This window comes from Pseudomonas sp. FG36, from assembly GCF_057809275.1.
Genome location: NZ_JBMDJQ010000007.1, coordinates 13,151 through 37,683 on the forward strand (window position 1 = coordinate 13,151; position 24,533 = coordinate 37,683).

General features: G+C 63.2%; 25 protein-coding genes and 1 pseudogene. 11 read left to right on the forward strand and 15 right to left on the reverse strand.

All coding sequences use genetic code 11. The features are described 5' to 3' along the window. Window positions 1-92 precede the first annotated feature (92 nt). Complete coding sequence (locus tag ACODS9_RS07705) at window positions 93-1,052, forward strand: alpha/beta hydrolase (RefSeq protein WP_046856591.1); 960 nt, start codon at window positions 93-95, stop codon at window positions 1,050-1,052. Window positions 1,053-1,152: 100 nt separating this feature from the next. Further along, complete coding sequence (locus tag ACODS9_RS07710; RefSeq protein ID WP_401110119.1) at window positions 1,153-1,935, forward strand: hypothetical protein; 783 nt, start codon at window positions 1,153-1,155, stop codon at window positions 1,933-1,935. 67 nt (window positions 1,936-2,002) lie between these two features. Here the strand turns inward: ACODS9_RS07710 and prmB are convergent, their stop codons facing one another. Beyond that, window positions 2,003-2,911: a 50S ribosomal protein L3 N(5)-glutamine methyltransferase gene (gene prmB / locus ACODS9_RS07715; RefSeq protein ID WP_046856593.1), complete on the reverse strand. Its 909-nt coding sequence runs from the start codon at window positions 2,909-2,911 to the stop codon at window positions 2,003-2,005. Window positions 2,912-3,090: 179 nt separating this feature from the next. Here prmB and ACODS9_RS07720 point away from each other — a divergent pair, with 179 nt between their 5' ends. The 5 genes from ACODS9_RS07720 (at window position 3,091) to ACODS9_RS07740 (ending at window position 5,768) form a co-directional block, all read left to right on the forward strand. Further along, window positions 3,091-3,681: a cysteine hydrolase family protein gene (locus tag ACODS9_RS07720; RefSeq protein WP_046856594.1), complete on the forward strand. Its 591-nt coding sequence runs from the start codon at window positions 3,091-3,093 to the stop codon at window positions 3,679-3,681. Window positions 3,682-3,769: 88 nt separating this feature from the next. Next, window positions 3,770-4,090: a hypothetical protein gene (locus tag ACODS9_RS07725; protein ID WP_046856595.1), complete on the forward strand. Its 321-nt coding sequence runs from the start codon at window positions 3,770-3,772 to the stop codon at window positions 4,088-4,090. Between the two features lie 72 nt (window positions 4,091-4,162). Next, window positions 4,163-4,723: a Smr/MutS family protein gene (locus tag ACODS9_RS07730; protein WP_023631547.1), complete on the forward strand. Its 561-nt coding sequence runs from the start codon at window positions 4,163-4,165 to the stop codon at window positions 4,721-4,723. A gap of 69 nt (window positions 4,724-4,792) precedes the next feature. Further along, entirely contained in the window at window positions 4,793-5,338 is a 546-nt protein-coding gene (folE, locus tag ACODS9_RS07735; protein ID WP_028691773.1) for a GTP cyclohydrolase I FolE, read from the forward strand. A 58-nt stretch (window positions 5,339-5,396) separates the two neighbouring features. Continuing rightward, a complete protein-coding gene (locus ACODS9_RS07740) occupies window positions 5,397-5,768 on the forward strand; it encodes a glutathione S-transferase N-terminal domain-containing protein (protein WP_489093630.1) in 372 nt (123 codons plus the stop codon). 49 nt (window positions 5,769-5,817) lie between these two features. Here the strand turns inward: ACODS9_RS07740 and ACODS9_RS07745 are convergent, their stop codons facing one another. Beyond that, a complete protein-coding gene (locus tag ACODS9_RS07745; protein WP_023631544.1) occupies window positions 5,818-6,420 on the reverse strand; it encodes a glutathione S-transferase family protein in 603 nt (200 codons plus the stop codon). Between the two features lie 144 nt (window positions 6,421-6,564). Between ACODS9_RS07745 and ACODS9_RS07750 the strand changes: the two genes are divergently transcribed. After that, window positions 6,565-7,755, forward strand: coding sequence for a benzoate/H(+) symporter BenE family transporter (locus tag ACODS9_RS07750; RefSeq protein WP_489093631.1), 1,191 nt, complete (start codon window positions 6,565-6,567; stop codon window positions 7,753-7,755). 19 nt (window positions 7,756-7,774) lie between these two features. Here the strand turns inward: ACODS9_RS07750 and ACODS9_RS07755 are convergent, their stop codons facing one another. The 3 genes and pseudogenes from ACODS9_RS07755 to ACODS9_RS07765 all read right to left on the reverse strand — a co-directional run bounded on the left by ACODS9_RS07755 (window position 7,775) and on the right by ACODS9_RS07765 (window position 11,227). Further along, entirely contained in the window at window positions 7,775-8,647 is an 873-nt protein-coding gene (locus ACODS9_RS07755; protein ID WP_489093694.1) for a methyl-accepting chemotaxis protein, read from the reverse strand. After that, window positions 8,633-9,808: pseudogene (locus ACODS9_RS07760) on the reverse strand (HAMP domain-containing protein); the annotation flags it as partial. The gene ACODS9_RS07755 and the pseudogene ACODS9_RS07760, both read right to left, overlap by 15 nt. Window positions 9,809-9,829: 21 nt before the next feature. Beyond that, on the reverse strand, window positions 9,830-11,227 hold the full coding sequence (locus ACODS9_RS07765) for an aminotransferase-like domain-containing protein (RefSeq protein ID WP_489093632.1): 1,398 nt from the start codon (window positions 11,225-11,227) through the stop codon (window positions 9,830-9,832). Between the two features lie 115 nt (window positions 11,228-11,342). Between ACODS9_RS07765 and ACODS9_RS07770 the strand changes: the two genes are divergently transcribed. Beyond that, entirely contained in the window at window positions 11,343-12,524 is a 1,182-nt protein-coding gene (locus ACODS9_RS07770) for an MFS transporter (RefSeq protein ID WP_489093633.1), read from the forward strand. Here the strand turns inward: ACODS9_RS07770 and ACODS9_RS07775 are convergent. Next, complete coding sequence (locus ACODS9_RS07775; RefSeq protein ID WP_489093634.1) at window positions 12,475-13,236, reverse strand: SDR family oxidoreductase; 762 nt, start codon at window positions 13,234-13,236, stop codon at window positions 12,475-12,477. The two genes, ACODS9_RS07770 and ACODS9_RS07775, sit on opposite strands and share 50 nt — an antisense overlap. A gap of 175 nt (window positions 13,237-13,411) precedes the next feature. Here ACODS9_RS07775 and ACODS9_RS07780 point away from each other — a divergent pair, with 175 nt between their 5' ends. Further along, window positions 13,412-14,413 carry an NADP-dependent oxidoreductase gene (locus ACODS9_RS07780; protein WP_489093635.1) on the forward strand — a complete coding sequence of 334 codons (1,002 nt, stop codon included), beginning with the start codon at window positions 13,412-13,414 and terminating at the stop codon, window positions 14,411-14,413. Window positions 14,414-14,461: 48 nt separating this feature from the next. Here the strand turns inward: ACODS9_RS07780 and pyrF are convergent, their stop codons facing one another. Next, window positions 14,462-15,163 carry an orotidine-5'-phosphate decarboxylase gene (gene pyrF, locus ACODS9_RS07785; protein WP_094010694.1) on the reverse strand — a complete coding sequence of 234 codons (702 nt, stop codon included), beginning with the start codon at window positions 15,161-15,163 and terminating at the stop codon, window positions 14,462-14,464. 182 nt (window positions 15,164-15,345) lie between these two features. On the opposite strand from pyrF, the gene ACODS9_RS07790 reads away from it, so the two are divergent. Beyond that, window positions 15,346-15,513, forward strand: a complete 168-nt coding sequence (locus ACODS9_RS07790; protein WP_082120463.1) for a DUF2897 family protein — start codon at window positions 15,346-15,348, stop codon at window positions 15,511-15,513. Between the two features lie 62 nt (window positions 15,514-15,575). On the opposite strand, the gene ACODS9_RS07795 is transcribed toward ACODS9_RS07790, so the two are convergent. The 8 genes from ACODS9_RS07795 to rfbG all read right to left on the reverse strand — a co-directional run bounded on the left by ACODS9_RS07795 (window position 15,576) and on the right by rfbG (window position 24,529). Beyond that, window positions 15,576-15,908, reverse strand: a complete 333-nt coding sequence (locus ACODS9_RS07795; RefSeq protein WP_489093636.1) for a ComEA family DNA-binding protein — start codon at window positions 15,906-15,908, stop codon at window positions 15,576-15,578. 266 nt (window positions 15,909-16,174) lie between these two features. Further along, a complete protein-coding gene (locus ACODS9_RS07800; protein ID WP_489093637.1) occupies window positions 16,175-18,034 on the reverse strand; it encodes a hypothetical protein in 1,860 nt (619 codons plus the stop codon). Window positions 18,035-18,134: 100 nt separating this feature from the next. Further along, window positions 18,135-19,067: a glycosyltransferase family 2 protein gene (locus ACODS9_RS07805; RefSeq protein WP_489093638.1), complete on the reverse strand. Its 933-nt coding sequence runs from the start codon at window positions 19,065-19,067 to the stop codon at window positions 18,135-18,137. Next, on the reverse strand, window positions 19,060-19,437 hold the full coding sequence (locus ACODS9_RS07810; RefSeq protein WP_401110143.1) for a GtrA family protein: 378 nt from the start codon (window positions 19,435-19,437) through the stop codon (window positions 19,060-19,062). Before ACODS9_RS07810 ends, ACODS9_RS07805 begins: the two co-directional genes overlap by 8 nt. Before the next feature lie 13 nt (window positions 19,438-19,450). Continuing rightward, a complete protein-coding gene (locus ACODS9_RS07815) occupies window positions 19,451-20,386 on the reverse strand; it encodes an NAD-dependent epimerase/dehydratase family protein (protein ID WP_489093639.1) in 936 nt (311 codons plus the stop codon). Then, on the reverse strand, window positions 20,383-22,098 hold the full coding sequence (locus ACODS9_RS07820; protein ID WP_401110147.1) for a thiamine pyrophosphate-binding protein: 1,716 nt from the start codon (window positions 22,096-22,098) through the stop codon (window positions 20,383-20,385). The genes ACODS9_RS07815 and ACODS9_RS07820 overlap by 4 nt, the downstream gene beginning before the upstream one ends. A gap of 3 nt (window positions 22,099-22,101) precedes the next feature. Beyond that, a complete protein-coding gene (gene rfbH, locus ACODS9_RS07825; RefSeq protein WP_401110150.1) occupies window positions 22,102-23,415 on the reverse strand; it encodes a lipopolysaccharide biosynthesis protein RfbH in 1,314 nt (437 codons plus the stop codon). A gap of 28 nt (window positions 23,416-23,443) precedes the next feature. Further along, window positions 23,444-24,529 (reverse strand): CDP-glucose 4,6-dehydratase, encoded by a 1,086-nt coding sequence (rfbG, locus tag ACODS9_RS07830; protein ID WP_401110152.1) that lies wholly within the window; start codon window positions 24,527-24,529, stop codon window positions 23,444-23,446. Window positions 24,530-24,533 lie beyond the last annotated feature (4 nt).

A 24,533-nucleotide genomic window follows, 5' to 3' on the forward strand; every position in this document is an offset into this window, starting at 1 on the left:
ACCGCGTGGCTGTGGTTGCCCTGCGATGGGGCCCGCGAACCTTCACGATGACCCACGGTCGAATCAGCAACGTCCCACGTGGTACCCCACCCATGAAGTCGCGCCTCGCCGCCCTGCTCCTGCTGTTCTGCACCTGCCTCGCCCAGGCCGCCCCCACCGTGCTGCAACGCCCCATCGATCTGGACACCGGCCAGGGCGTGCTGCATGGCAGCCTGCTGTTGCCGCAGCAGGCCACGCCGCCCCCGGTGGTACTGATCATCGCCGGCTCCGGCCCTACCGACCGCGATGGCAACAACCCTGCCGCCGGGCGCATCGACAACCTCAAGCGCCTGGCCTTGCTGCTGGCCGGCGAACACATTGCCAGCGTGCGCTTCGACAAGCGAGGCGTGGCCGCCAGCCAGCCGGCCACCCCCGACGAACGTGACCTCAGCGTCGAGCGCTATGTCGCCGACGTGGTGGCCTGGGGCCGCGCACTCAGGCAGGACCCACGCTTCGGCCCGCTGATCCTGGTCGGCCACAGTGAAGGCGCGCTGATCGCCAGCCTCGCCGCGGAGCAGGCCGGCGCCAGCGCGGTGATCACCCTGGCCGGCAGCGGTCGGCCTGTAGCCGACGTGCTGCGCGAGCAGCTGGCCCAGCGCCTGCCGCCGGCGCAATTGCCCGCCGGCGTGGCGCTGATCGACCGGTTGCAGGCCGGGCAGACCAGCCTCGACGTGCCCGCGCCGCTGCGCCAGGTGTTCCGCCCCAGCGTGCAGCCGTACCTGATCACCTTGCTGCACCAGGACCCGGCGGCGGCCTTCGCCCGCCTCAAGGTGCCCGCGCTGATCGTCCAGGGGCGCAACGACATCCAGGTAGAGGTAGCCGATGCCGAGCGCCTCAAGGCAGCCAAACCCGACGCGCAACTGGCGCTGATCGACGGCATGAACCATGTGCTGCGCATCAGCCCCCGGGACATGAGCCAACAGCGTGACAGCTACCGCAACCCCGAGCTGCCGCTGGCGCGCGAGCTGGGCGAGCGTATCGTCCTGTTCATCCAAGGGTTGCCGCAGGCCTGAGACCTGTCCTCAGGTATTGCCCGGGCCTGCCGATAACGCGGCTGAGAAGGCAGTGATCGCGGCCCACGCGCCCGGCCGCCGTGCACCTGAGGACCCCCTGATGACCGATGCCCCCGCCGCCGAGGCGACCGAAGAACAAGCGCCGGAAAGCGCCCCGCAGCCCTGGGCGGACCTTGCCGCCGAGCACTTCCAGCTGCTGCGCCTGGCGCCGCTGCCGACCGACCGCAACAGCGGCGCCCGCCCGCTGCGCTTTGTCCAGTTCGGCTACGCCGAGCGCCACGACAAGGCCCACAGCCTGTTGCGCATGGAAATCCGCCTGCCTGGGCAGAAAGTGCGCAAGGAACAGAATCAACTGGACATCCGCGTCGACCACGAAACGCGCACGGTGCGCATCGGCGACCCGGCCGGGCTGCAGCTCGAACCCCTCAACCGTGGTGTTGGCCGCTACCTGCTGGCGCAGGCGGTGCAATGGCTGCAGCACCGCTGCTCGCACTACCAGATCGAGGGCATGAGCCTGCCGAACAAGGACGCCCTCAACGAAGACACCCGCCTGCGCCGCGACCACGTGCTGCGCAGCGTCGGCCTGGAGGTGGAATACACCGATGGGCAACTGCTCAAGGGGCGCCTGGTGGAAACGCCGGTGGGCCAGCTCAAGGGCGGCTGGAACACCGAGAAGGTGCAGCGCGTGGACAACCTCGAGGCTGCCGGCATGCTGCAACAGGCCGAGCAGAACCTGATGGAGAAGGAAGCGCAGCTGCGCGAGCGTGACGAACGCGTGGCCAAGTACCGCCGCGAAGACAGCGGCTTGCGCTTTACCATCACCTGCCTGGTGGCGTTCGCGGTGTTCCAGGCCGGGCTGCTGATCTGGATCGCCACCCGCTGATATCGCCATCGCGGGGCAAGCCCGCTCCCACGGAGATTGCATTCATCCTGTGGGAACGGGCGCGCAGTCAGACCCGCGCCTTGAACAGCTCCTGATGCTGCCGGCACTGCTCGGCCGTCAGCATGAACACCCCGTGCCCACCGCGCTCGAATTCCAGCCAGGCGAAGTCCACCTCGGGATAGAGCGACTCGACGTGCACCTGGCTGTTGCCTACCTCGACGATCATCAGGCCTTTGTCGGTCAGATGGTCGGCCGCCTCGGCGAGCATGCGCCGCACCAGGTCCAGGCCATCGTTGCCGCAGGCCAGGCCCAGCTCGGGCTCATGGTGATACTCGGCCGGCATGTCACCGAAGTCCTCGGCATCGACATACGGCGGGTTGGACAGGATCAGGTCGAAACGCTGCCCCGGCAGCCCGGCGAAGCCATCGCCCTGCACGGTGTACACACGCTCCTCCAGACCATGACGCTCGATGTTCTGGTTGGCCACTGCCAACGCATCGAAGGACAGGTCGGCCAGCACTACTTCGGCGTCCTGGAACACATCGGCGGCGACAATACCGATGCAACCGGAACCGGTGCACAGGTCGAGGATGCGCGCAGGCTCGGCGGCCAGCCAGGGCTCGAAGCGTTTCTCGATCAGCTCGCCGATGGGCGAGCGCGGCACCAGCACACGTTCGTCGACGATGAACGACATGCCGCAGAACCAGGCCTCACCCAGCAGGTAGGCGGTCGGCACACGTTCTTCGATACGGCGCTTGAGCAGGTGCTGCAGGCGTACCCGCTCATCATCCTCGAGTGCGCAGTCCAGATAGCTGTCGGCCACCTCCCAGGGCAGGTGCACCGCGCCGAGCACCAGCAAGCGGGCCTCGTCCCAGGCATTGTCGGCGCCGTGGCCGAAGAACAGTTCATGCTCATGGAAGCGGCTGACCGCCCAGCGGATGTGGTCGCGCAGGGTGCGCAGGCGGGATGTGATCACGGGGTACTCCTTTTCAGACAGGACAAAAGTCTAACAGCCCACACCGCACAAATGTTCGCCCCGATGCCCGAATGGATAGCCACAAGCCAGTAACCACGCCGCCTGCGCTGTCAACCATTCACATTGGCGTCAAGGCAAGGGAGAATAGGTACACAAAAGCCCTACCCAAGGAGCCCTTGATGTCCGTTCCAACCACGATGTTCCGCCTCACTGGCCGCGACTACCCGCCGGCCAAGCTGAGCCAAGCCAGCCTGATCGTCATCGATGCGCAGAAGGAGTACCTGAGCGGTCCGCTGGCGCTGTCGGGCATGGACGAGGCCGTGGCGAACATTGCCAGGTTGCTCGACGCCGCCCGCAAGGCCGGCCGCCCGATCATCCATGTCCGCCACCTCGGTACCGTTGGCGGTCGCTTCGACCCGCAGGGCCCGGCCGGCGAGTTCATTCCCGGGCTGGAGCCGCGCGAAGGCGAGGTGGTGATCGAGAAACGCATGCCCAACGCCTTCAAGAACACCAAGCTGCACGAGACCTTGCAGGCATTCGGGCCGCTGGACCTGATCGTCTGCGGTTTCATGAGCCACTCCAGCGTCAGCACCACCGTGCGCCGCGCCAAGGACTATGGTTATCGCTGCACCCTGGTCGAAGATGCTTCGGCGACCCGTGACCTGGCCCTGAAGGACACCGTGATCCCCGCCGCGCAGATCCACCAGTGCGAGATGGCCGTGATGGCCGACAACTTCGCCTGCGTCGCCCCCACCGCCAGCCTGGTCTGAACCACGACCGCCCGGCGGACGGGCGGAACCCCAAGGTGACCCGCAGGTCGAAATCCGGATCAGCACCACCCGATCCTGAGGAATTCGAATGAAGCTCAAAGGCAGTTTCGATGCCAAGCGCCTGCGCCAGCGCGAGCCGAGCAACTGGGGCGCGCGCATCGCCGCGGCACTCTCGGTACTGCTGGCCACCCTGGGCATCCTGCTGGCCATGGCCGGCTTCGCCGGTTTGCTGGGCAACTACGCCGCCCTGGCCGAACTCAATGCCAACCGTCCATTGGCGGCAACACTGACCGTCGTCGGGCTGGCCCTGCTGTACTTCGGCGTGCGCCTGTGGCGGCGCAGCCGTATCCGCCTGCGCCGCGGGCGCGAGCTGAACCTGTCGCCGCACCTGATGAAGAAGCACGACTGACGCGCCGAGCGCGGGGCCAGGCTTGCCCCGCGATGACAGTCGCGTAAACTACGCCGCCCACGTGGAGGCACCATGCAAGACGACGACTTTTCCCTCTTCCGCAGCCAAGTGCAGGGCGTCAAGCCGATCAAGCACGATCGCGCCGAAGTCGGCAAACCCAAGGCCGACCGCAAGCAACTGGCAGGCCTGCGCCAGGCGGCGACCATCCGCAGCGACCAGACGCTGGTGATCGACGGCCTGTCCGACCAGTTCGTCATCGACGTCGGCGCCGAGGATGAGCTGATGTGGCGGCGTGACGGCGTGCAGGAAACCCAGCTGCGCAAGCTCAAGCTCGGCCAGATCGCCTTCGAGGGCAGCCTCGACCTGCACGGCATGAGCGTCGAGAAGGCCCGCGAGACGCTGTGGGCCTTCATCGCCGAAGCGACCAAGCTGGAAGTGCGCTGCGTGCGGGTCACCCACGGCAAGGCCGCGCGCCTGGACGGCAAGCGCCCGATGATCAAGAGCCACGTCAACACCTGGCTGCGCCAGCACCCGCAGGTGCTCGGTTTCACCTCGTGTCAGGCCCGCCACGGCGGCACCGGCGCGGTCTACGTGATGCTCAAGCGAACCATGCTCGAAGGGCGCGACGAGTGACATCGCGCTTGCAGCGCCGCCGTCGCCGCCGTACCCTTCGCCTTTGCGAAATTTTCCACAGGTAGATCCATGTCCCTGGAACAGAACTACACCGCGATCCTCAGCCAGATCGGCGAGGATGTCTCCCGCGAAGGCCTGCTCGACACGCCCAAGCGGGCAGCGAAGGCCATGAAGTACCTTTGCCGCGGTTATGAGCAAACCCTGGAAGAAGTGACCAACGGCGCGTTGTTCACCTCCGACAACAGCGAAATGGTGCTGGTCCGGGATATCGAGCTGTATTCGATGTGCGAACACCACATGCTGCCGTTCATCGGCAAGGCCCACGTGGCCTACCTGCCCAAGGGCAAGGTGCTGGGCCTTTCGAAGGTGGCGCGGATCGTCGACATGTACGCCCGCCGCCTGCAGATCCAGGAAAACCTCAGCCGCCAGATCGCCGAGGCCGTGCAGCAGGTGACCGGCGCCGCAGGCGTGGCGGTGGTGATCGAGGCCAAGCACATGTGCATGATGATGCGCGGTGTCGAAAAGCAGAACTCGACCATGCTCACCTCGGTGATGCTCGGCGAGTTCCGTGAAAACGCTTCCACCCGCAGCGAGTTCCTCAGCCTGATCAAGTGATCGGCCTGTGTTCCGAGCCGACCCCCTGGGGTCGGCTTTTTCATTTCAGGAGTTGCCCATGATCGTCAAAGCCCTGCGGGTCGGCCTCGGCCAGCTTATCGTGTTCGGCGACTGGATCAGCCGCCCGGCGAAAAAGAAGCGCGATGCCGCGGACCAGGCCCAGGTCGAACAGCAGGCCAAGGGCCTGGCGCTGTACCAGTTCCATGCCTGCCCCTTCTGCGTGAAGACCCGCCGCGCCCTGCACCGCCTCAATGTGCCGGTGGCGCTGCGCGATGCGAAGAACGATGCGCAGCACCGCCAGGCGCTGCTTGAAGGCGGTGGCCGGGTGAAAGTGCCGTGCCTGCGGATCGAGGAACAAGGCGAGGTGACCTGGATGTACGAGTCCAAGGACATCATTGCCTATCTGGACAAGCGTTTCGCCGCGGTCTGACAGATTGCCGCCCGCTTCCACAAGCGGGCTTGCCCCGCGATAAGGCCGGTCAATCCACCATCGGCACATGCCGAGGATGACTGGCCACCCGCGCCAACCAGGCCTGCACCGCCGGGTAAGGCGCCAGGTCGAAGCCGCCCTGATGCGCCACATGGGTATAGGCGTACAACGCCACGTCGGCGATCGAGTACTGCTCGCCGACCAGGTAGGGCGTCATTTCCAGCTGCTTGTTCATTACCTTGAGCGCCTTGTAGCCGCCCTTGTGCAGCCCCCTGTACTCCTCCAGCCGCTCTTGCGGCAGCCCCAGGTAGAACTGGATGAACCGCGCCACGGCGATGTAGGGCTCATGGCTGTACTGTTCGAAGAACTGCCATTGCAGCACCTGGGTGCGCAGCCGCGGCTCGCTGGGCAGGAACTCGCTGCCATCGGCCAGGTAGTTGAGAATCGCGTTGGACTCCCACAGGCAGGTACCGTCCTCGAGCTTGAGCACCGGCACCTTGCCGTTGGGGTTCATGGCCAGGAACTCGGGCGTTTCCGTCTCACCCTTGAGAATGTCCACCGGGTGCCACTCATACGGGCGGTCGAGCAGGCTCAGCATCAGCTTGACCTTGTAGCAGTTGCCCGACTGGTAATCCCCATACACCTTGTACATCGCCCCTCCCCTTTCACGCAGTTGCGTAGTAATGCCCCATAGTTGGCGACTGTACGGCTAAATGCAATGCCTGCTGTATGGCAAGGATCACGCCATGGCACGGTAGCCTGAAAAAACTGCTTACACCTGCACAAGGAATTCCCTATGACCGATGCCACCTCAGCGCGCCTGCGGCCGCTGGCGGACAGCTCGCCGTCGGCGATTGTCGCCGGCTTTATCGCCATGCTCACCGGCTACACCAGCTCGCTGGTGCTGATGTTCCAGGCTGGCCAAGCGGCCGGTCTTACCAGCGCACAGATTTCCTCATGGATCTGGGCCCTGTCGATCGGCATGGCAGTGTGCAGCATCGGCCTGTCGCTGCGCTACCGCACGCCGATCACCGTGGCCTGGTCGACACCCGGCGCAGCGCTACTGATCACCAGCCTTGGCGGGGTGAGCTACGGCGAAGCGATCGGCGCCTACATCACCTGCGCCGTGCTGGTATTGATCTGCGGCCTGACCGGCAGTTTCGAGCGCCTGGTGCGGCGCATTCCCGCCTCCCTGGCCTCGGCCCTGCTGGCCGGCATCCTGTTCAAGATCGGCAGCGAGATCTTCGTCGCCGCTCAACACCGCACGCTACTGGTGCTGGGCATGTTCTTCAGCTACCTGCTGGTCAAGCGCCTGTCGCCGCGCTACTGCGTGCTGGCCGCGCTACTGGTCGGCACCGCGCTGTCCGGCGCCCTGGGGTTGCTGGACTTCAGCGGCTTCCAGCTGGAAGTCGCAACCCCGGTGTGGACCACGCCGAGCTTCTCGCTGGCGGCGACCATCAGCATCGGCATCCCGCTGTTCGTGGTGGCCATGACCTCGCAGAACATGCCCGGCGTCGCCGTGCTGCGCGCCGACGGCTATCAGGTGCCGGCTTCGCCGCTGATCTCGGCCACCGGCTTCGCCTCGCTGCTGCTGGCGCCGTTTGGCTCCCACGGAGTCAACCTGGCGGCAATCAGCGCGGCGATCTGCACCGGGCCGCATGCTCATGAGGATCCGGCCAAGCGCTACACGGCAGCGGTCTGGTGCGGGATTTTCTACGGTATCGCCGGCATCTTTGGCGCCACCCTGGCGGCGCTGTTCAGCGCCCTGCCCAAGGAGCTGGTGCTGTCGATCGCGGCGCTGGCGTTGTTCGGTTCGATCATGAACGGCTTGAGCGTGGCCATGGGCGAGGTGCGCGAGCGCGAGGCGGCCCTGATCACCTTCATGGTCACAGCGTCGGGCTTCACACTGTTCTCGATCGGCTCGGCGTTCTGGGGGATCGTGGCGGGGGTGCTGACCTTGCTGATCCTCAGTCCGCGCAAGGGCTGACAATGTAATCGTGGGGCAATCACAAGCGGAAATGCCCCACCATCCCCTTCAAGTCATTGCCCAACTGCGCCAGCTCGACGCTTGAGCGGGCATTGTCCTCCATCGCCAGTGCCGCCTGGTCGGCACTACCGCGTATCTGCGTGACGCTGCGGCTGATCTCCTCGGCCACCGAGCTCTGCTGCTCGGCCGCCGCGGCGATCTGCTGGTTCATCTGCTGGATCAACGACACCGCCGCCGCGATGCTGCCCAGGGCGCTCTCGGTCTGCAGCGTGTCGGCCACCGCCAGGCGCACCAGCTCGGTGCTGCCGCGGATCTGCATCACCGACTGCTGGGCATTGCCGCGCAGGCTGGCGACCAGGCGCTCGATCTCCTCGGTGGACTGCCGGGTACGCCGCGCCAGGGCGCGCACTTCGTCGGCCACCACCGCGAACCCGCGCCCCTGCTCCCCGGCCCGCGCCGCCTCGATCGCGGCATTGAGCGCCAGCAGGTTGGTCTGCTCGGCCACGCTCTTGATCACCTCGAGTACATCACCGATGGTATGGATCTCGGCACTGAGGCTGTCGATGCCGCTGCTGGCGGTTTCGGCGGCCAGCGCCAGTTGCTCGATGCGCTGCATGCTCTGACGCACCACCTGCTGCCCCGAGCCGACCTCGTCATCGGCTGCCTGGGCCGCCTGGGCTGCCTGCTCGGCGTTGCGCGCCACATCATGGACGGTCGCAGTCATCTGCTGCATCGCGGTGGCCACCTGCTCGGTCTCGTCCTTCTGGCTACCGACTTCGCGGTTGGTCTGCTCGGTGACCGCCGACAAGGCCTGGGCACTGCCGGCCAACTGGTCGATACCCTGCTGCAAGCCACTGACGATACCGGACAAGCCCTCGGCCATCTGCTGCATGGCCTGCAACAACTGGCCGACCTCGTCGGCACGCGGCGGCTCGGCCTCGATGCCCAGCTCGCCTGCGGCAATGCGCCGGGCCCGGCTGATCACCCGCTTGAGCGGTGCGACCACGGCGCGGGTGATCAGCCAGGCCGCCAGCACGCCTACCAGCAGCGCCAGCGCCGTGGCCGCAGTAATGGCGACGGCGTTGCGTGCCAGTTCGGCCTGCATGGCCTGCTCCTGATCGGCATACACCTGGTCGACACGCGCGGTAACCTGCTCGGCACGCGCCTGCAACTGGTCCTTGATACCCCGCTCCTGGCCCAGCAGGTCGGTGTACTCATTGAGCTTTTCGGAGAAACTGCCGATATGTCCGGCCACCTCGCCCAGCACGCTCTGGTAGCCGGCATCGGCGACCGAAGCCTTGAGCTGGTCCACCAGGGTCGCCGCTTCGACCGTCTGGGCGATGCGCCCCTCGGCACTGGCTTCACCGCCCTTGCGGCTCTGGTCCAGGCGCACCCGGGCCTCGTCCATGGCCTGCAGCATCAGCCGCGACACCTGCGCCACCTGCCCGGCCTGCTCCAGGAACTCACCGCCCTGCTGGCCCTGGGACTGCTTGAGGGTATAGGTGCCATCGTCGGCCAGGCCGGCCTGCAGCACATCGAGGTTGTTGGCCACGCTCGACACCGACCAGCTGGCCATGTCCAGCGCCAGCTCCTTGGCCTGCACCGCCTGGACGAACTGGTCGAACGCTTGCCCATAGGCATTCAGATCGGCCTCGGTCGAGGCCAGTGCTGGCACTGCCTGGGCTCGCTCCACCAGCCCCTGCAGCCCCGTGCGCAGGGCGTCGGCCTCCTTGATGTCCGAGCGCAGGGCGAAGGCCTGTTCGTGCTGGCGCAGCTTCAACAGGTCGGTATTGAACTGAGCCATCTGCCGCAGCCCATCGAAGCGCTGGCCGACATTGGCCAGGGCGTACACGCCGATGGCAGCCACCACCAGGGTGAGCAGCAACACCAGGGCGAAGCCCAGGCCGAGCTTGCGCGCCATGCCCAGATTGGCCAGTACACCGTGCTTGGTCGCCGCCATCACCAATCCCCTCGCCTTGTCGGACTTTACCGACAGCAAGAGTGACAATGGCGCCGACTCCGTCACAAGAGCCAGACGCTCCAATGGTGTCATTTAGCTATGAGCGTGTCGCTTTCAGACCGCCAGAGGTCGCCCCGCATGCCGGAAGAACGCCTCGGCCCGCGAATCCTGCCCATAGGCGACATTGATACGCAGCCACTCACTGGCCCGGCCCTGCGGATCGAAGGCACTGCCCGGGGTAAGCAACACCGCGTGAGCCAGCGCAAGCCGCTCCAGTTCGGCGAAGTCGCGCCCCGGTACCCGGGCCCAGACGAACATGCCGCCGACGGGTTCGCAGAACACCTCCCAGCCGCAGGCCTCCAGCAGCCCCAGCGTCCTCGCCCGGTGCTGGCCCAGGCGCAGCCGCAGACGCTGCACGCTCTTGCGGTAACTGCCGTTGGCGAGCATCTGCCCGACCACCTGCTCGGCGAAGCGCGAGGTGCCGATGCCCGCGACCATCTTCAGTTCGGCCAGACGCGCCACCAAGGGCGGATCGGCCACCACATAGCCGACCCGCAGCGAACTGCTGAGGGTCTTGGAGAAGCTGCCCAGGTAGATCACCCGTTGCTCACTGTCGAGGGTAGCCAGCCGTGTCGCCGGTCCGTCCTGGAAGTCGGCATAGAGGTCATCCTCGACAATCCGCAGGTCATGCCCACGGGCCAGCTCCAGCAGGCGATAGGCGACCTTGGGCGTCAGGCTGGTGCCGGTCGGGTTCTGGTACAGGCTGTTGATGAACAGGCAGCGCGGCCGGTGTTCGGCGAGCAACTGCTCGAGCACGGCCAGGTCGGGACCACTGGCAGTGCGCGGTACCTCGAGCATGCGCACGCCGTGCAGGCGCAGCAGGTTGTAAAGGTTGTAGTAACCGGGCCGTTCCACCAGCACCGTGTCGCCCGGCGCCAGCAAGGTCCGCACCAGCAGGTCGAGGGCATGGCTGGCCCCCTGGGTGGTGACGATACGCTCAGGTTCCGCGGCGATATCCAGCCGCGCCAGCCCCTTGTGCAGTTGCAGGCGCAGGCTCGCCAGGCCTTGGGGCGGGCAGTAGTCGAACAGTGCCTCGGGCGCGCCACGGCTGACCTGGCGGATGGCCTGGGCCAGTTCAGCCTCGGCTCGCCAGGCCACGGGCAGCCAGCCACAGCCGAGCTTGAGCAGTTGCTCATGCCCTTCGCGAAACTGTCGCCAACTGCCGTCGATCGCCTCGCCCCACGGCTCGCCAGGATCGGGACGCAGGCCCGGCTTGCGCTCGGCAACGAAGAACCCGGCACCGTGCCGTGCCTCCAGCCAGCCGCTGGCCACCAGCCGGTCGTAGGCTTCGATCACGCACGAAGCACTGACCGCCTGGGCCTTGGCCAAGGTGCGGATCGATGGCAGGCGTGCACCCGGGCGCAAGCGCTGCCGAGTGATCCAGGCCTGCAACTGCTCGGTCAACTGCTGAACCAAGGGTGTGGGGAGACCGCGATCAAGATTGAAGTGCATGGCAAGTGTTCGCTTATTTCAGGCAAACAGTTAAACACAAATCCGTACTGGGTGTACCTTGGCGAACAGCCACCCAGGGCCGATGCTGACGCAATCGATCTTGCGGAAACCACCCATGCCCACTCGCCACGCCCCGGCCCTGCTGGCCTTCGCCCTGTGCCTGATCACCCTTGCGGTGAACCTCCAGGCCCCGCTGTACATCACCTACGCCGACCTCTCCGGGCAAGGCGCCGCGGCGACCGCCGTGGCTTTCTCCGGCTACGTGCTCGGTGTATTGCCAGTGCTGCTGGCCCTCGGCGGCCTGGCCGACCGAGTCGGGCGACGCCCGTTGATCCTGGTCGCACTCGTCCTGTCGATGATCGCCACCTTGATCATGTTGCTGTCCCCCAGCCTGGCCTCCCTGGGTGTGGCGCGCTTGTTCCTGGGCCTGGGCACTGGCCTGGCCTCGGCCACGGCCACCGCCTACATGAGCGAGCTGATGCGGCCCGGCGAAAGTGGCCGCGCCGCGATCTGGGTCACGGCCAGCACTTCCTTGGGTTTTGGCCTCGGCGCGGCGCTGACCAGCCTGTTCCTGCTGCGCGGGCAGACACTCACCCCAGGCAGTTTCCATTTGCAGCTGATACTGGCCGCCGCGGCCCTGGTGCTGGTCTGGCGCCTGCCGGACCCACGCCCGACGCAACGCAGCGCCATGCTGCGCCTGCCGTGCTATCCCAGCGGCAGCCTGGCCTATGGCCTGGCGATCCTGCTGGCCTGGGCCTGTGTCGGGCTGGTCATCGCCCTGCTGCCGGGGATCCTGCGCCAGCACGGCCTGAGCGCCTGGTCGGGGTTCTCGACCTTCTGCGTGATCAGTTGCGGCCTGCTGTTCCAGCCCCTGGCCCGGCGCATGGCCAGTGCCCGGGCGACCTTGCTCGGGCTGCTGATCCTGCCGTGCAGCTACGCGCTGCTGGCCTGGGGCGCCGACAGTGGCAACCTGCCGGGCGTTTTGATGGGCGCCGTGGCCGCCAGCAGCGCCTGCTATGGCTTCATCTACCTGGGCGGGCTGGCGGCGGTGAATCAGTTGGCCGGCCCAGAAAAAACCCGGGCCAGTGCCGGGTTCTTCCTGCTGGCCTACCTGGGGTTCAGCCTGCCGGTGATCTTCACCGGGCTGCTCAGTGACCGGCTGGGGTCACGGCTGGCCTTGATCGTGTTTGGTGGTGTGTTGCTGCTGGGCTGCGCGGCGGTGGCGCTGGCCCTGTGGCTGGCCTCGGTCAGATCGCCAGCGCGCCACCGTCGACCGTCAGGCTGTGCCCCGTCGTGAAGGCCGCACCATCGCTGCACAGGTACAACACCGCGCTGGCAATCTCCTCGACCTTGCCGATGCGCCCGACCGGGTGCATCGCCGCAGCGAACTCGGCCTTGCGCGGATCAGCCTCGTAGGCGCGGCGGAACATGTCGGTATCGATCACTGCCGGGCACACCGCATTGACCCGGATGCCCTTCTTCGCGTACTCGATGGCCGCCGATTTGGTCAGTCCTATAACCGCATGCTTGGAGGCGGCATAGATGCTCATTTTCGGCGCCGCCGACAGGCCGGCCACCGAGGCCGTATTGACGATGGCGCCACCGCCCTGGGCCAGCAGCAGGGGCAGTTGATACTTCATGCACAGCCAGACGCCCTTGACGTTGACGCCCATGATCGCGTCGAACTCCGCCTCGCTGCCCTCCGCCAATCGCCCCTTCTCGATTTCGATGCCGGCGTTGTTGAAGGCGTAGTCCAGGCGCCCGTATGCCTCGACCACCCGCTCGTGCAACTGCCGCACATCTTCGTCGCGGGTAACGTCGCAGGCGATGAACATTGCTTCGCCACCATTCTGGCGAATAAGCGCCACGGTGCCTTCGCCACCGTGCGCATCACGGTCGGCCACCACCACCTTGAGCCCCTCGGCGGCAAACGCCTGGGCGGTCGCCCGGCCGATACCCGCCGCGCCACCGGTGACCAGGGCAACCTGGCCGGAGAAAGTCATGCTCATCACTGGCTCCTGCAAAAGGATGGGAAGTCGTGGCTGAGTCTAGTCAGGGCACCGCTGGGCTGGGCAGCATCATCAAGGGCACGGTTGGACTACTATCGTTCGCAGTGATCTTGCGTGACGCGGCCCATTCAACCCGCCGATCATCCCCCCTCACACTCGTTCAGGAGAACTCGCCATGCCCCACACCAACCGCCGTTTCCTGCTGACCAAGCGCCCGGTCGGCGCCGTGCGCCGTGACGACTTCACCTATGAGCAGGCCCCTGCCGACGAGCCCGGCGAAGGTCAGGTGCTGGTGAAAAACCTCTACCTGTCCCTGGACCCTGCCATGCGCGGCTGGATGAACGAAGGCAAGTCGTATATTCCCCCGGTGGGCCTGGGCCAGGTGATGCGTGCCCTTGGCGTCGGCGAGGTGGTCGGCTCCAATCACCCGGACTACAAGCCCGGCGACCATGTCAGCGGCGCCCTGGGCGTGCAGGACTACTTCACCGGTGAACCCCAGGGCCTGCACAAGATCGACCCGCGCCTGGCCCCCCTGCCCCGTTATCTGTCGGCACTGGGCATGACCGGCATGACCGCCTACTTCGCCCTGCTCGATGTCGGCCAGCCCAAAGCCGGCGAAACCGTGGTGATCTCCGGCGCCGCCGGCGCGGTCGGCAGCATTGCCGGGCAGATCGCCAAGCTCAAGGGTTGCCGCGTGGTCGGCATCGCCGGTGGCGCGCAAAAGTGCCAGTACCTGCTGGATGAACTGGGCTTCGACGGGGTCATCGACTACAAGGCCGAAGACGTGCTCGCCGGGCTCAAGCGCGAATGCCCCAAGGGCGTGGATGTGTACTTCGACAACGTCGGTGGCGACATCCTCGACGCGGTGCTGTCGCGCCTGAACTTCAAGGCTCGGGTGGTGATCTGCGGCGCCATCAGCCAGTACAACAATAAAGAGGCGGTCAAGGGCCCAGCCAACTACCTGGCGCTGCTGGTCAACCGCGCGCGCATGGAAGGCTTCGTGGTGATGGACTACGTCAAGGAGTACGGCAAGGCCGCACAGGAAATGGCCGGGTGGCTGGCCAGCGGCAAGGTCAAGAGCAAGGAGGATGTGGTGGAGGGGTTGGAAACCTTCCCCGAGACGCTGCTCAAGCTGTTCAGCGGGGAGAATTTCGGCAAGTTGGTACTGAAGGTCTGATCATTGCGGGCTGCGCTCAGGCGCAGCCCGCACCCGCAGTCTCTCGAATCAACCGCGAATCTCAGCCACCACAGCAGCCAACGCCTGGGCCGGATCCGCTGCCTGGCTGATCGGACGCCCGATCACCAGGTAATCGGAACCGGCGTCCAGTGCCTGGCGCGGGGTCAGGATCCGGCGCTGGTCGTCCTGGGCACTGCCTGCCGGGCGGATACCCGGGGTGACCAGTTGCAGCGACGGGTGCGCCGCCTTCAGCGCCGGCGCTTCCAGCGCCGAGCACACCAGGCCGTCCATACCGGCTTTTTGCGCCAGCGCCGCCAGGCGCAGCACCTGCTCCTGCGGGTCGACATCCAGGCCGATCCCGGCCAGGTCCTCGCGCTCCATGCTGGTCAGCACGGTCACGCCGATCAGCAGCGGCTGCGGGCCGCTGCGCTTGGCCAGTTCCTCACGGCAAGCCGACATCATGCGCAGGCCGCCAGAGCAGTGCACGTTGACCATCCACACGCCCATCTCGGCTGCAGCCTTGACCGCCATGGCGGTGGTGTTGGGGATATCGTGGAACTTGAGGTCGAGGAACACTTCGAAGCCCTTGCTGCACAGGGTCTCGACGATTCCCGCAGCGCTGCTGGTGAACAGTTCCTTGCCCACCTTGACCCGGCACAGGGCGGGGTCGAGCTGGTCGGCCAGCTTCAGGGCGGCGTCACGGGTGGGGAAATCCAGGGCGACGATCAGGGGCGTCTGGCAGGCGGACATGGGCAGGGTCTCTTGGCAAGTCGTAAACGGCGCGCATTGTAAACGAAGTGGGGCGGGGTTTGGGGGCCGTGGGTCATGAGAATTGGCCTGGGCGGGGGTGGCTCCTATAATGGAACCAACGGCTGCGGCAATGGCTCGAATGCCATGTAAGCGGTGCCCTATACGCTTTCAGGAGAATCTCGATGCCTTGGTATGCCTGGTTGATACTGCTTGTTGCGCTTGGGTCGATTGTCGGCGGGTTGATGCTACTGCGCGATACGGCGAAGAAGTTGCCGTTGACCGAGGAGCAGTTGAAGAAGGTGCATGAGCGCAATGCCGAGGCGGATGCGAAGGATGCGCAGGATCGTTGAACACACACCAGACCATTCGGGGTGAAGCCGATTGGCACACCGCCAACCGGCCGCCCCGCTGATCAATCCACGACCAGCCTGTCTCGATTCTGCTCGAGCAGCGCGCTTCCGATCCCCTTGATCTCCAGCAGTTCGTCCACCGACTGGAACGCTCCGTGGGTCTCACGATAGGCGATGATCGCCTCGGCCTTGGCTTTGCCGATCCCTTTGAGCTCTTTTTGCAGTGTGGCGGCATCGGCCCGGTTGAGGTTGACGTTCCCGACCGCTGGAGCATTGACAGGCACTTCGATGGCTGCCGGCTCGGCGTTCACCGTGACTTGCGCAGCGGCAGGAAGCGAGAAGGAAAGGCAGGTGAACAGTGGCAGAAGGAGGTAGGTCAGTACTGTGTTTCGCATGGTTGAGTCCTTGGGTTGGTTGAGGAGCAGCATTTCCTTGGCTGCCCTCTGAAACCTAGACGCAATGCACACAGCCGCAAATGGCAGGTTTGGTCAAATTGTTACGCTGCAGGCCTGCTGCTCGCCTTCGACAAACAATGACATCGCCGTAGCAGACGTACGGCAACCCATATCATCAATCGTAGAAAACTCGAGCTCGCTTGTGCCTGAGCATTTGTCGCTCTTCAATAGAAAAGGCCGCACATGGCGGCCCTTCCCTGTTTCATCTATGGCATGGGCACCAACACGATTGAAGTCACCCCGATACCAAGAACCCTGACATCTGCGGACTTTCCGAGCTGCATAGGAGAGACCGCGCCTGGTGCCTTCAGTACAATACGGACAGCGCCGTTCTTGACCAGGCTTTTATCAACCTCTGCAGTACGAGTCCCGACCGGAGCAGAAAGCTCGAATGTCCACTTGGCGACCTCCACGCCGTTTACCTCGGCGATAATCGTCTGCGACGAATGCTCAGGTGTGAGGAATGCCCGGCCATCGACCTGCAACAGGTACGTGTTGGAGGGGACACGCAGCAGAACTGCGCCACCAACATTACCTATCGACCAAGCGCCCCAAGGTTCTCCTACGCTCCATCCTCCTGATGCGTACTGCCAACCATTACCCCCCGAAGTGAAGCTTAGCTTGTCACCAGGCATATATTGATTGAGGCACTCAGGCGCGACTACGACATAAGTAGATGTCTCTAGCAACCGATCCTTACAGATACTATCTATTCGTGGCGTACGTCGAACTATTGCATGCTTTGCACCATTGACAATTGACTCCCCTCCCTGCCATGCCACTGCCCGCGCGTTAAATGGGTGCTCCAGCGCAGTCAGAGAAATAAGCGTATTGGCAAGTAATGGGAGAGCGGTGTCCGAGAAGACGGTATTGCCCGGCTTAAAATCAGAAATCTGATAATCAGCCATCACCTTGGCATGATTCATAGCGTCAACGATAGGGGCCACGGGCGTTCTGTACTTTTGCAGAATAAACACTGTTGCTATGCCAGCCAGGACAGGGGCAACCCACCCAGATTTCAACCGCCACCCAAAGTCTGGAACAAGTAGCGACAACAATCGAACAGCATTCATCATACCAAGCGTGAAGACAAGGAACATATGCTTCTTAACTGCATAGTACGACCCATCGCCTTGCAACTTCAACACTGCAAACTGGATTACCGCGAGGCCCACAGCAGCCACAACTGCGCCACCTAGCACCAAGTCTCTGTGTTCGGCCTTGCCACGCCAGTATCGCCACAGATTGACACAACCAATCCCCGCACAGATGAATGCAACAGGCATGACCGCGTTGTAGCCTAGATCAAGACCGCCATTATTTGCCGATATCTGCCGCATGACCTCGAAGGCGGGATTCGTGAAAATAATCAGAATCGCACCCACAACCATCGTCAAAAGACACAATGCATTCTGCAACCGCAGGGATCTATCGTGCCAATGCATCAGAAACTGAAGGCCAAGTAAAGCACATCCGGCAGCGAGCACATGAATAGCAACCAGTGGCTGGACCCACATCGTGATCAGGCCGGCCAAAAGAAAATATACAGTCTGCTTCCAGGCATGGCGATTACGTGCAGCTAATAGCAAAACACCGAAGTACAATACATCAGCGACGATCTGTGGATAGAAGAAGTTACCAACCACCTCCCATCCTACCTGTGACCTGGCCACCTGCATGACAAGAAACGCAACAGAAAAAAGAACGACATTCGTTGGCGAGGATGCATCAATCAGATTGACTATTAAAACATAACAGAAAAACGATGACGCAACCGTAACAATGATCATCCCAACCAACCCAGAACCACCGACCCAGCCAATGAGGGTAGCCATCCAATGCGCAGCCGGTGGATAATAGGCCATAGGGCCTATTCGATCAAAAGCGCCATCCCGAACTCCAGCGTTCTTGCTAAGCTCATCAATAAGAAGAAAATGCTGAGTAAAATCGTAACTGGAAACTTGCATATAACGAGAATAATAGAACACCAAGGCAAACAAAATAAGTCCGCCGAGCGCATAAAAACCCAACCTCACCTGCCCCTGATCCTTCATATTAAAACCCATATCGATACTGGCAAAAAATAATTATTATACGAGATAAGGTTGCACACATAACGCATCACATGTATTCAACTAACCTCTTCCGAAGCAGCTCATGGCACGGCTAGTCAAAGTTCACACGTTCCGCCTCAACCACCAGCGGCATGTTACGCATCTGTGTATGCACCGACCCCAGGTACTCGCCGAGCATGCCCAGGAACAGAATCTGCACCGAACTGAAGAAGAACAGCGAGATCAACAGCGGTGCGATACCCATCTGGAAGGAATTCCAGAACACCAGCTTGGCCAGCAGGAATCCGAAGGCCGCCAGCAGGCTGAGGCCGGCTAGCGCGGCACCGCCCATGACCATCAGGCGCAGCGGAACCTTGGAGTGGTTGGTGATCCCCAGCATCGCGATGTCGTACAGGGTGTAGAAGTTGTTCTTGGTGATCCCGCGCTGACGCCGAGGTTGCTTGAACGGCACGGTGGCGATCGGGAAGCCGATTTCGCACAGCAGGCCACGGAAGTACGGATAGGGATCGTCGATGGTCTTGAGGATATCCAGCACAGCCCGATCGAACAGGCCTGCACCGGTGGCATTCTGCACCAGCGGAACCTCGGAAATGCGGGTAACGAAACGATAGTAGGCTTTGCGCACCATGAACATCACGCGCGACTCTTCGCTTTCCGGTTTGACCGCCATGACGGTCTTGAAGCCCTCCTCCCATTTCTTGACGAACTCTTCGATCATCTCGGGCGGGTCTTGCAGGTCGGAGGCGATAAGCACGGCAGCATCGCCCCGGGCCTGCAGCAGCGCATGGTACGGCGAGCGAATATGACCGAAGTTGCGCGCGTTGAGGATGAGCTTGACGCGCTTGTCCTGCGCAGCCAGGGCACGCAACTTGACGATGCTGTTATCGGTCGAGCAGTTGTCGATGAAGATGTGCTCGTAGTCGTAGTCGAGGCGGGACATCACCTCGACGATGCGCTGGTACAGCTCATCAATGTTGGCTTCTTCGTTGTAGCACGGTGTCACGATACTGATGAGCTTACGCATAGTTGAAAACGAACCTGTTATTGATGACGAATGAGAGCAGGGCCATGGGCACGATCAACGCCATGCCCGCCAGGTAAGGATCGACCCCCAGCATTTTGAGCAGGGCAATGCCTGCCACGTTGGCGCCATAGACAACGCCGTAGCCTGCGACGAACCTGAAGATCAGCCGGTTGTTCTTCGAGCCGAACACCAGTGCGCCAGTGCTCTTGAAGTTGAAGGCAATCCCCAGCACCGTCGCCAGCAGCAAGGCCGCGCTGTAGTGCAGGCCCAGGTAGAGAAACCCGGCAAAACAGCCATAGCCGAACGCCGCGTTCATCATTCCCACCAGCAGGAATCTGAACAGCTTCACCTTGAGCAGTCCGCGCAACATGGGGAGCGCCTGCTTAGTCTGTTGCATTGAGCGTCTGCCTGATCTCGCGCATTACACCACTGAGCGATGAGTCGCCGGGCACGTAGCCGAACAAATGCTCGGCCTTGCGGTTGCGTGAATAGTAATGGGCCTTGGGGCCCGTGGCATTGACCCTGGCCTGGTCACCGGTCACGGCGAAGCGCAGGCCGAACTGCTCTGCCAAGGCAGCCAGCAGCTCGAACTTGCCCACCGGTGCCAGGCTGTAGCAATCGACCGCGTCGTTGCAAGGCGGCGCCTTGAGGATCCGCTCGATCAACTGCAGGAAATCCGCCGGTGTCAGGTAGTCCCTGAACATGTCGTCTGCCGCGACCTGAAGCACCTCGCCGCTGTGCAGGGCACGCAGTATGTCGCTGAGGAAGAAGCGCGCCTCGGGTGCCTGGCGGTGACTGAAGTAGCTGAAAACCCGCACATCGATGATCGCCGCCTCGGGCAGCGCCCGGTGCCGGCACTCCGCCTGAAACTTGGCGGCCCCGTACCAGTCCTGCGGCTGCAATGCATTGATCGGAAAAGTCGCCAGCGACGTCTCGGTGACAGGGGCCGCGAAATGGCTGCCATACGCGGCGCCGCTGCTCAGGTAGATGTACCGGCAGGCTGGGTGACTGCGCAGATAGGCCAGGGCCAGGTTGTCGTACTGCTCGGTGACAGAAAAGATGGCGTTACCCATCTGCACCGCTCGCGCCGGGTCGCCCACACCGACGAAGTTGATGATCGCGTCGAACTGGCAATGCTCGTCGAAACCGGCATAGTCGCTGACGACAAACCCCTTGCTCTGGGCAATGGCACATAGCTCGGCGTCCAGCGAACTCACCGAGCGCACGAACAGGGTGCAGTGGTGTTGCGTATGCTCGGCAATGCCGGCTACCAGGTCCTTGGCGATATGACTGCTCGCCCCGAGAATGGCGAGCTTCATTTGCCCAGGTCCAGCAACGGCGACTGTTCATCGATGGGCCGACCGAACTCGAGTCGCGGCCGGCACTCGCGCGCATCCGGCATGAGCACCTCGATGAGCATCGGCTTGCCAGCGGCCAGGAAATCGGCCACCGCAGACTTGAAGGCGTCGAGGTCGGCGACACTCAGCGAGTGGATGCCGTACGCGGCGCCAAGGGCCTGGAACTGCGAGGTGTACCCCTGCCAGTAGGTCGAGGAGTTGCGCCCCTCGAAATACATCTCCTGGAAGCCACGCACCATGCCCAACGAATGGTTGTTCATGACGATGGTCAGGATCGGCAACCGCTCGCGGGCAATGATGTCCAGTTCCTGGATGTTCAGCTGCGCACCGCCATCGCCAGTGATCACGATCACCGGTTTGTCAGCCGCTATGCACGCCCCCACGGCCGCGGGGATGGCAAAGCCCATCGTGCCCAGGCCACCAGAATGGTGCATGGCCTGGCCTGGACTCAGGCGCAGGGTATGCGCGGCCCACATCTGGTTGTTGCCGACATCGGCGACATAGTCGAGCGCCCGGCCGGCAGTGAGCTCATTGAGACTGCTCAGCAAGGCGAACGGGCTGACGCTCCATGTCGTGTACTCATCGACGAACGACTGCTCGAAAACCTCTGCCAGACGCGCGCGCCAATCCTGCGGGGCGGACGTAAATGCGTCGGCGCGCGCACTGAAGTCGGCGAACACCGTCTTCAGGTCGGCCTGGATCGACTGCTGGGCCTTCACCCGGTTGTCGAGCTGGCCCTGCTCCAGATCGAACTGGACGATATGCGCATTGGCAGCGAACGTTTCCGTTTTCGCTCCGGTCTGGCGCACGTCCATGCGACTGCCGAACACCACCAGCAGGTCGCAATGCTGCACCGCATGGTTGGCCGCACGGGTACCATAGGCCCCGAGCATTCCCAGATAGTGTTCGCTCGCGGTGAGTTTTTCGGCCCCCTTGAGGCTGGCGACATGGGGAATACCCAGCCGATCGACCTCGCTCAGCCACTGGTCGAACCCCGGCACGTTGACCGCGCCGCCACCGATCAGGAACACCGGTCTGCGCGCGCTGGCCAGCAACGTCCAGACATCGTCAAACCTGCGCTGCTGCGCGCAAACAGGGGCCGACTCAGCGGACCAGTTGCTCAGCAACCGATCCAGCACGCCGTCATCGATCTCGGCGCGCTGGATGTCCATGGGGATGTCCAGCAGTACAGGGCCTGGACGCCCCTCCCGAGCAATGCGGATCGCCTTGAGGAGGCAGGGAATCAATTCGTCGACATGGGTAACCTGATGAGCGTACTTGGTAATACTGCTCACCAGGGCAACGCTGTCGAGCTCCTGGAAACCTTGCTGGCGAATAGGCCGGTCACCCTTGAGTTCATGGGTGTTGACCTGCCCGGTGAGGAACAGGCACGGATGGCTGTCCAGCCAGCAATCGGCAATACCGGTGATCAGGTTGGTAGCGCCCGGGCCACTGGTACCCAGGGCCACGCCCATCACTTTGTGATCGGTCGCACGTGCAACTGCAGATGCAGCAAAGGCCGCGCCTTGCTCATGGTGCATGGATACCAACTTGGTCTTGCCGAGCAAGTTAATACTGTCCACCAGATGGGCGATCATTCCACCAATGAGCTCAAAACCATAGAGGACATTACTGTCCGCCAGAACTTTTGCCACTGCATCTGAAGCTTTCATAGTTTAGAAACCGATCCCGAAGAACTCTTCCAGTTTTTCACCGACGAAATCGAAATGCTCCTGCCCCAGGGACGGCTGAACGCCCAGCCAGAAGGTCTGGTTCATGGTCCGGTCGGTGTTGGTCAGCTCACCCACCACGCGGTACTCCACATTGTGGAAGTAAGGCTGGCGGATCAGGTTGCCGGCGAACAGCAGACGGGTACCGATCTTGTGCTGGTCGAGGAACTTGAGCAGGTCGACACGTTTGACACCCGCGCTCTCCTTGAGCGTGACCGGGAAGCCGAACCAGGACGGCTCACTGCCTGGCGTCGGCTCGGCGATCTCCAGGAAATCGTTCAGGCTCGACAGACGCTGCTTGAGCAATTTGAAATTGCGCTTGCGGGTCTCGATGAATTCCGGGGCACGCTCCAGCTGGGCCAGACCACAGGCCGCCTGCATGTCGGTAATCTTCAGGTTGTAACCCAGATGGGCATACACGTACTTGTGGTCGTAGCCTTGCGGCAGGCTGCCGAACTGCTGGCCGAACCGATTGCCGCATGTGTCGTCGCAACCTGGCGCGCAGTAGCAGTCACGCCCCCAGTCACGGAACGACTCGGCAATCAACTTGAGCTGGGCGTTGTTGGTGAACACCGCGCCGCCCTCACCCATGGTGATGTGGTGGGCCGGGTAGAAGCTCAACGTGGCGATGTCACCGAAGGTTCCGACCATCTTGCCGTCGTAGGTCGCGCCCAGTGCGTCGCAGCAATCCTCGACCAGCCACAGGTTGTACTTCTCGCACAGTGCCTTGACCTTGGCCAGGTTGAACGGGTTGCCCAGGGTGTGGGCGAGCATGATCGCCTTGGTCTTCGGCGTGATGGCCGCTTCGATCAGGTCGGCATCAATGTTGTGAGTGGCCATGTCCACGTCGACGAACACGGGAATCGCCCCGAACTGGACAATCGGGTTCACGGTGGTGGGGAAGCCGGCGGCGACACCGATGACCTCGTCCCCTTTCCTGATGGCACGATCACCCAGTTTCGGCGAGGTCAGCGTGCTGAACGCGACCAGGTTGGCCGAAGAGCCCGAGTTGACGGTAATCAGGTATTTCACGCCAATGAACTCGGCCAGCTTCTTTTCGAACTGGGCATTGAAGCGGCCAGTGGTCAGCCAGCCGTCCAGGGACGCTTCGACCATCAGTTGCAATTCACGGGCGCCAATCACCTTGCCCGAAGGAGGGATGACGGTTTCGCCCCCAACAAAAGGTTTGGCAGCCAGGGCGGTCTGAGCGTAGCGCTCGACGAGCTGGCTGATTTCCTGACGGAGCATATCGGGGGTCATAGTAGTTCCTGCTCAAGCTAATAATTGGTTAGGCGCCAGTGGCCATGGCAGCCATGTAGCTGTTGATTTCATCGAGGCATCGAGCGTGCATGTCATCACCCTGCAACCAGGCGCGATGCCAGTCGACGATGCGGCTCAAGGTGGTGTCGAGACTCCAGGTAGGCTCCCATTTCAGGTGCGTGCGAGCCTTGGAGATATCCAGTTTCAGGTAACGGGCCTCATGTGGCTGGGGCGCCTCGTCCAGCCTCCAGCTGGCACCCTCCCCCCAGGCCTGCACCATGTGATCGAGGATCCACTCGACAGGCCGCGCGTCTTCATCCCTGGGGCCGAAATTCCAGCCCTCGGCGAAGACAGGACCTTGCTCCCACAGATGCTGGGCCAGGACAAGATAGCCACTGAGCGGCTCCAGCACATGCTGCCAAGGACGGGTTGCCTTGGGGTTGCGCACGACCACCGCCTGCCCCTGCTCCACGGCATGCAGAATGTCCGGAATCAGACGGTCTTCTGCCCAGTCACCGCCACCGATGACATTACCGGCACGTGCAGACGCCAGCGCCGCGGCGCCCGGGCTGTTGAAGAAGGAGTTTCGGTAAGCGCTGGTGATCAGCTCTACACATCCCTTGCTGTTGCTGTAGGGATCGTGACCACCCATGGGTTCGTTCTCACGATACCCCCACTCCCACTCCTGATTTTCGTAGCATTTGTCAGTGGTGACGTTGACGATGGCGCGAAGGCTCGGACACTGTCGCGCAGCCTCCAGCACATGGACGGTGCCCATGACGTTGGTGGCATAGGTTTCCACCGGTTCACGGTAGGACAGCCTGACCAGTGGCTGGGCCGCCATGTGGATCAGGATGTCAGGGGCAAATGCCACCATGCTCTCGGTAATGGCTTGCAGATCACGGATATCGCCGATCTGCGACGCCTGCATGCCGCGCTCGACCTGCGCCTGCTCGAACAACGACGGCGTAGTCGGCGGTGCCAGGGCGAAACCTTTGACCTGTGCCCCCATGCCTTGAAGCCAAAGGGACAGCCAGCTGCCTTTGAAACCGGTGTGGCCGGTGAGGAAAACCTTCTTGCCTTTCCAGAAGGCAGCTGAAACAGAAGCTTTCATGTCG

Coding starts and splice junctions, on each gene's coding strand:
- ACODS9_RS07705 (WP_046856591.1), top strand. CDS start 93: ATGAAGTCGCGCCTCGCCGCCCTGCTCCTGCTGTTCTGCACCTGCCTC.
- ACODS9_RS07710 (WP_401110119.1), top strand. CDS start 1,153: ATGACCGATGCCCCCGCCGCCGAGGCGACCGAAGAACAAGCGCCGGAA.
- ACODS9_RS07720 (WP_046856594.1), top strand. CDS start 3,091: ATGTCCGTTCCAACCACGATGTTCCGCCTCACTGGCCGCGACTACCCG.
- ACODS9_RS07725 (WP_046856595.1), top strand. CDS start 3,770: ATGAAGCTCAAAGGCAGTTTCGATGCCAAGCGCCTGCGCCAGCGCGAG.
- ACODS9_RS07730 (WP_023631547.1), top strand. CDS start 4,163: ATGCAAGACGACGACTTTTCCCTCTTCCGCAGCCAAGTGCAGGGCGTC.
- folE (WP_028691773.1), top strand. CDS start 4,793: ATGTCCCTGGAACAGAACTACACCGCGATCCTCAGCCAGATCGGCGAG.
- ACODS9_RS07740 (WP_489093630.1), top strand. CDS start 5,397: ATGATCGTCAAAGCCCTGCGGGTCGGCCTCGGCCAGCTTATCGTGTTC.
- ACODS9_RS07745 (WP_023631544.1), bottom strand. CDS start 6,420: ATGTACAAGGTGTATGGGGATTACCAGTCGGGCAACTGCTACAAGGTC.
- ACODS9_RS07750 (WP_489093631.1), top strand. CDS start 6,565: ATGACCGATGCCACCTCAGCGCGCCTGCGGCCGCTGGCGGACAGCTCG.
- ACODS9_RS07755 (WP_489093694.1), bottom strand. CDS start 8,647: ATGCAGCAGATGGCCGAGGGCTTGTCCGGTATCGTCAGTGGCTTGCAG.
- ACODS9_RS07765 (WP_489093632.1), bottom strand. CDS start 11,227: ATGCACTTCAATCTTGATCGCGGTCTCCCCACACCCTTGGTTCAGCAG.
- ACODS9_RS07770 (WP_489093633.1), top strand. CDS start 11,343: ATGCCCACTCGCCACGCCCCGGCCCTGCTGGCCTTCGCCCTGTGCCTG.
- ACODS9_RS07775 (WP_489093634.1), bottom strand. CDS start 13,236: ATGAGCATGACTTTCTCCGGCCAGGTTGCCCTGGTCACCGGTGGCGCG.
- ACODS9_RS07780 (WP_489093635.1), top strand. CDS start 13,412: ATGCCCCACACCAACCGCCGTTTCCTGCTGACCAAGCGCCCGGTCGGC.
- pyrF (WP_094010694.1), bottom strand. CDS start 15,163: ATGTCCGCCTGCCAGACGCCCCTGATCGTCGCCCTGGATTTCCCCACC.
- ACODS9_RS07790 (WP_082120463.1), top strand. CDS start 15,346: ATGCCTTGGTATGCCTGGTTGATACTGCTTGTTGCGCTTGGGTCGATT.
- ACODS9_RS07795 (WP_489093636.1), bottom strand. CDS start 15,908: ATGCGAAACACAGTACTGACCTACCTCCTTCTGCCACTGTTCACCTGC.
- ACODS9_RS07800 (WP_489093637.1), bottom strand. CDS start 18,034: ATGGGTTTTAATATGAAGGATCAGGGGCAGGTGAGGTTGGGTTTTTAT.
- ACODS9_RS07805 (WP_489093638.1), bottom strand. CDS start 19,067: ATGCGTAAGCTCATCAGTATCGTGACACCGTGCTACAACGAAGAAGCC.
- ACODS9_RS07810 (WP_401110143.1), bottom strand. CDS start 19,437: ATGTTGCGCGGACTGCTCAAGGTGAAGCTGTTCAGATTCCTGCTGGTG.
- ACODS9_RS07815 (WP_489093639.1), bottom strand. CDS start 20,386: ATGAAGCTCGCCATTCTCGGGGCGAGCAGTCATATCGCCAAGGACCTG.
- ACODS9_RS07820 (WP_401110147.1), bottom strand. CDS start 22,098: ATGAAAGCTTCAGATGCAGTGGCAAAAGTTCTGGCGGACAGTAATGTC.
- rfbH (WP_401110150.1), bottom strand. CDS start 23,415: ATGACCCCCGATATGCTCCGTCAGGAAATCAGCCAGCTCGTCGAGCGC.
- rfbG (WP_401110152.1), bottom strand. CDS start 24,529: ATGAAAGCTTCTGTTTCAGCTGCCTTCTGGAAAGGCAAGAAGGTTTTC.